The 5,174-nt window shown below is 52.4% G+C and carries 6 protein-coding genes; all 6 read right to left on the reverse strand.

Annotated features, from left to right (window positions below; genetic code table 11):
- Positions 1-94: 94 nt before the first annotated feature.
- Entirely contained in the window at positions 95-1,036 is a 942-nt protein-coding gene (gene dnaI, locus VU18_RS11835) for a primosomal protein DnaI (protein ID WP_013144524.1), read from the reverse strand.
- A gap of 11 nt (positions 1,037-1,047) precedes the next feature.
- Complete coding sequence (locus tag VU18_RS11840; protein ID WP_025039135.1) at positions 1,048-2,433, reverse strand: replication initiation and membrane attachment family protein; 1,386 nt, start codon at positions 2,431-2,433, stop codon at positions 1,048-1,050.
- A gap of 104 nt (positions 2,434-2,537) precedes the next feature.
- The gene (nrdR, locus tag VU18_RS11845; protein ID WP_013144522.1) at positions 2,538-2,999 is read right to left on the reverse strand and encodes a transcriptional regulator NrdR; all 462 of its coding nucleotides are present in this window, start codon (positions 2,997-2,999) and stop codon (positions 2,538-2,540) included.
- A 67-nt stretch (positions 3,000-3,066) separates the two neighbouring features.
- Positions 3,067-3,465, reverse strand: coding sequence for a hypothetical protein (locus VU18_RS11850; RefSeq protein WP_014196515.1), 399 nt, complete (start codon positions 3,463-3,465; stop codon positions 3,067-3,069).
- Positions 3,466-3,588: 123 nt separating this feature from the next.
- Positions 3,589-3,957: adenosylmethionine decarboxylase (speD, locus tag VU18_RS11855; RefSeq protein WP_236687380.1), on the reverse strand; the 369-nt coding region annotated here is incomplete at its 5' end.
- A gap of 320 nt (positions 3,958-4,277) precedes the next feature.
- The coding region (locus tag VU18_RS11860) for a glyceraldehyde-3-phosphate dehydrogenase (RefSeq protein ID WP_236687381.1) at positions 4,278-5,174 on the reverse strand (897 nt) is incomplete at its 5' end.

The following is a 5,174-nucleotide window of genomic DNA, read 5'->3' on the forward strand; positions in this document are numbered from 1 at the left end:
GACTACGGCAGAAAAGCTAGAAACAGAACCTGCTCAACTAGTTTTTATGGGTTAATCAACATGCCTGTGCAAACGGCAACGTTTCAAATCGCCTTTATATATTTTGCTCACGGCGGTTCGGTCCAGTGATTTCAATCGGATAGGCCAAATAGCGGATTCGCTCCATAATGCGCGCCGCCTTCACCTTCTCTTCTTCGCCGCGCTGCGAATACGTCAAATGATGGGCGAGCTGCTGCATATCAAAGTTCGACGTGAAAAACGTCGGCAAGTTTTCAAACATCCGGTATTGCAAGATCGGGCCAAATACATCATCGCGCACCCAGCTTGACATCGCCTCCGCCCCAAGGTCATCGAGCATCAGCACCGGCACTTTTTTGATATAATCAAGCTTTTCGTTCATCGTCTGGTCTTGAAGCGAATGTTTCATCTCACGAAACAGCTCGGGCACGTAGACGATCAGCGACGAAACGTTTCGCTTCGCCAGCTCGTTGGCGATCGCGGCGAGCAAATACGTTTTGCCCACCCCAAACGATCCGTGCAAATACAAGCCTTTCATTTTTTTCCCTGGCTCGTATTCCGCCACAAACCGCTCGGCAAATCGGATCGCTTTGATCCGCCCATCGTCATTGAGATCGACGTCAGAGAGCGAAGCACGCAAGATTTCGCGCGGCATGAACATGCTTTGAATGAGCGACTCTTGCCGTTTTCGCTCGTCATGCTGCACTTTTTTGGGGCAGCGGTCGTACTCAACGTCGATCCTTCCACCGTTGACCACCAAATTTGGATGGTACCCCGGCAGCATGTTGTTGCATCGCTCAAGGCCCGGACATTGGCGGCAATTCCCGTGCTGCTCGATGAACTCATACAGCTTCATCAAGCTGCGGTCAACCGCATCGGCCGACAATTGCCGTTCGTGCGCCCGCAAAAACGGCTGCACGTCCGGATGCTCCAAAATGTAGCGTTTCATTTGTTCGTAGCGTTGTTTAAACCGTTGATTGCCAAGCAACCGCTGCAACAGGTGGTTTACTCGTTCCATGGCTTTTCCCTCTATGATTCATCACGGTATTTTTTCAGCCGTTCCTCAAGCTCTTTGCGCGCCTGTTCGACGTCAAAATCATCATCATCCGGCTGGCTGTAATCCATGTTCAGCCAGTCCGGGACGATTTCCGTGCGCACGACTTTGCGCACCGTCCGCGTCCCTTTTTCCTTTTCGTTCGCCCAGTTTTGGTATGTTTTCGCCTCTTCTTTCGCCAGTTCCATTGCTTCCTTCACGGTTTTCACCTTTTTGCGCGCCCAATGGCTGGCGATTTTTTCTACGTATTTTTTCGACAGCTTCATATTCGTCCGGAGCATGACATAATAAATGAGCACGTTGACAACTCCGGGGAGCAGCTGCTGCTGGAACATAATGTCTTCGATCAACTGCAAATCAGCAAGCGACGGCTCAGCGCCGCCTGAAATCTCTTTCAGCAGCTGGCGCGGGGAAATTGTTTCCAGCTGTTTCATTAGTTGCTCCTCTTTTGTGCGCGGTTCGATGTTTTCCATCGTCCGGTAGGCGAGCGGCTGCACTCGTTCGACGAGGCGCGGCTCGACACCGCCATGTTCGAGCTCATACCATTCGCGCGCCGCCCGGCGCAACGCGTCAATATCGATATGATAGGCCGGATCGATGACGCCAAGGACCAGTTTTTGCATCTCAAGCGGCGGAATGCCGTATAAAAACGCCAGCTTTTTAATCGCTTCCTTCACTTTCGCTGTCACAGCCCGGCGCGGCACAAGCTGCTTGGACAGGCCGGCAAAAAACAGCTCAAAGTCGAATACATCATCATCGAGCACATACGACGCCTCATCCCGCCTGATGTGATCCTTCCCTTCAAGCAGCTCGGGCCCGGCTTCTTCGCTGAGGCCGGCGACGATTTGTTCAGCGGGCACGGCCGAAAACACGTCGGAAAACGACCGCGTCACCTGGGTGAATTTCGTTTCATCAATGGAAGGACGGGCAAAAAAGTTGCTCAGCTGGATAAACAAGTGGCGGCCGACTTGCCGGTGCAAAAAAACGCTCAACATCTCGTCGCGGAAAAACTGGTCTGGCGCCAGCGGCGGACGCAGCTCATAAAGAAACAGCTTCGGTTCATCCGCCTCTGGAGCGTGGACGTATGTGTCGAGCAGCCCGATTCCTTCGAGTTTCAACCGTTCGCTGTAAATGTCCGGCAGTCCGCACTGCATGAGCGCCATAAGCCGATGATGGGTCGCTTCCTGGCCGTCAAGCAGCTCAAGCTCCCCCCAAAGCGTCATATAAAGCGCCAACGCCCGGCAGCCGATGAGCGGCTGGTAAAGCAGCGTCAGCACTTTACGGTCCACCTCTTGCAACACCCCACGGCTTTGCACGGTATAACGGTCGACAGCAATCAGCTCTTTCCAATGGTGCTGCATCGCTCCGACCTTCCATTCCGCCGTATTCGTTTCAAACCGGCTCTCCCCTTTCCTGCCGAAAAGACGTTGAAAAAAGGGCTTGCCGCCTAACGCCAAAGCCCTTTTTACCGTTGCCCTTTTTTGATCAGCTCTTTCAGTTCTTCAATGAACACATTAATATCTTTAAACTGCCGATAGACGGAAGCGAAGCGGACATAGGCGACCTCATCGATGTGTGACAGGCGCTCCATCACCATTTCGCCGATCGTTTCGCTTTTCACTTCCGAGACGCCTTGATTGCGCAGTTCGCGCTCAATTTCCTGCGTCACTTTTTCAAGCTCCTCGAGCGCCACCGGCCGCTTCTCGCACGCTTTGATCAAGCCGCGCAAAATTTTCTCCCGGCTGAATTCTTCGCGCGTTCCCTCTTTTTTCACAACAATCAGCGGCGGCTCCTCGATCCGCTCAAACGTCGTAAACCGATAATGGCACTGTTCGCACTCCCGCCGGCGGCGGATCGAACGACCCTCTTCAACCGGGCGCGAGTCAAGCACGCGCGTGCCTTGATGATGGCATGAAGGACATCGCATAACATCCACTCCGTTGATCTTCTTATTTTCTATCATACCGGAATGGACGAAAGCAGACAAGATATAGTTAGCTGTTCAGTCCGGAACCGATATAGGGCAGGCGGGCGTCGAGCTTCCGATACAAATCGAGAATGACCGCCCGGCTATGCCCAAAATCAAACGGCAATAGCTTCGTCTCCGTCGTCGCGGAAAAGTCGACCGCCGTTTCAAACGGCCGCACGGAAATGACGGTAGCGACGATGAACAACTTTTTGCCGCGCTTTGTTTGCGCACAAATTTCGCCGCGCTCTTCGGAAACAGAAACGAGCTCGGCGCCGGGCAGCGACGAGAGCAGCTCCTTGACCGCATCGATGACGGCGCGGTTCGTCGCTTTGTAATAATGGCTTCTTAGCTCTTCATCTTCATGATTTTCCCGCGTTTCACAATGGTTTGTGAAGGCGTATTTGAGTGTTTTCCACATGCTCATTGCCACGTCTCCCTAGTCATTCTTTTTCTTCCATCATACCATGATTTTCGCCGCTGTTGTACCGCCGAGGGCGCAAAAAAAGGAGCGTTTCGCTTACGCTCCTTTCGGTTTATCATTATCCAATTACAGCGCCTGCGCCTTTTTCACTTCGATCGGGCGCATGCCGCGCGGAAGTTCAATCGTTTCCCGCGTTTGCGCGCCCAGCATTTCGGCAATGTAATCGGCGGCAATCGTCGGGTCTAAATGGCCGCATGTATACACATCAATGCTCGCATAGCCGTGTTCGGGAAACGTGTGAATCGTCAAATGCGATTCCGAAATAATGACGACCCCGCTTACGCCTTGCGGAGCGAATTTATGGAACGCCACTTCGCGAATCTCCGCTCCCGACTTTAACGCGGCGTCAACGAACGTTTTTTCAATAAAATCAATATCATTCAGTTTGTCAAAGTCGCATCCCCAAAGTTCCGAGATAACGTGACGACCCATCGTNTCCATGAAAAGAATCCCCCTTTAACCAATTTTCTCAAACTAATAAAAAAACAGAAGGTGAGTTGCAAAATGGCATGTATAACTACCACGGGGGAAAGTTAGTCCTAAGAGGTCCTAACCCTTTAAGTAGTCACATTACCCTTGCCGTTAAGAAGTTCACGAGACATAGTATACTTTGTTTAGGGGGTTTTTGCAACAGGCTTTTTTAATTTTTTTGCATAAAAAAGAGAAAAAGCGCCCACGCCCGCACCGTGGCCCGATCCGTTTGTGCGGATCGCAAAAGCCATAGCGCAGGCGGCGCGCTTCACATCGAACCGCTGTTACGCATTGACGCTGAGACGCTCATTCATTTTGGCCGCGACAAGATGGGCTAAATCAACGACGCGGCACGAATAGCCCCATTCATTGTCATACCAAGCGAGCACTTTCACTTTTCGCCCTTCCATCACCATCGTCGACAGGCCGTCGATAATCGCAGAATGCGGATTCGTATTGAAATCGATCGAGACAAGCGGCTCCATCGTGAAATCCAAGATGCCTTTCAATGGGCCGTCGGCAGCGCGGATCAGCGCCTCGTTCACCTCATCAACCGTCACATCGCGCTTCAAGTCGACGACCAAGTCGACGAGCGAGACGTTCGGCGTCGGGACGCGGAGCGCCATGCCATGAAGCTTCCCTTTTAAATGCGGCAGCACTAGGCCAAGCGCTTTCGCCGCTCCCGTTGTCGTCGGGATGATCGACTGCGCGCATGAGCGGGCGCGGCGCAAATCTTTATGCGGGTTATCGATGTTTTTTTGGTCGTTCGTATACGCGTGAACCGTCGTCATCAGGCCGTTTTCAATCCCAAACGCTTCATCGAGCACTTTGACGACCGGAGCCAAACAGTTTGTCGTACACGAGGCGTTCGAAATGATGAAATGGCGGTCGATGTCAAGCATATGCTCGTTGACGCCAACAACGATCGTCACATCTTCATTTTTGCCCGGGGCGGTTAAAATGACGCGCTTCGCCCCTGCCTCAAGGTGAAGGCTCGCCTTTTCGCGGTCGTTGAATTTTCCGGTCGCTTCAATCACAATATCGATATCAAGCTCTTTCCACGGCAGCTGTTTCGGGTCGCGCGAGTTTAACAGCCTCACTTTTTTGCCGTTGACGAGCAGGCCGTCTTCCAAGGCGATGACCTCACCGTCAAATTTACCGTGGTTTGAGTCATATTTCAC

The sequence above is a fragment of the Geobacillus sp. ZGt-1 genome, from assembly GCF_001026865.1.
In the GTDB taxonomy this organism is placed as follows: Bacteria; Bacillota; Bacilli; order Bacillales; family Anoxybacillaceae; genus Geobacillus; species Geobacillus thermoleovorans.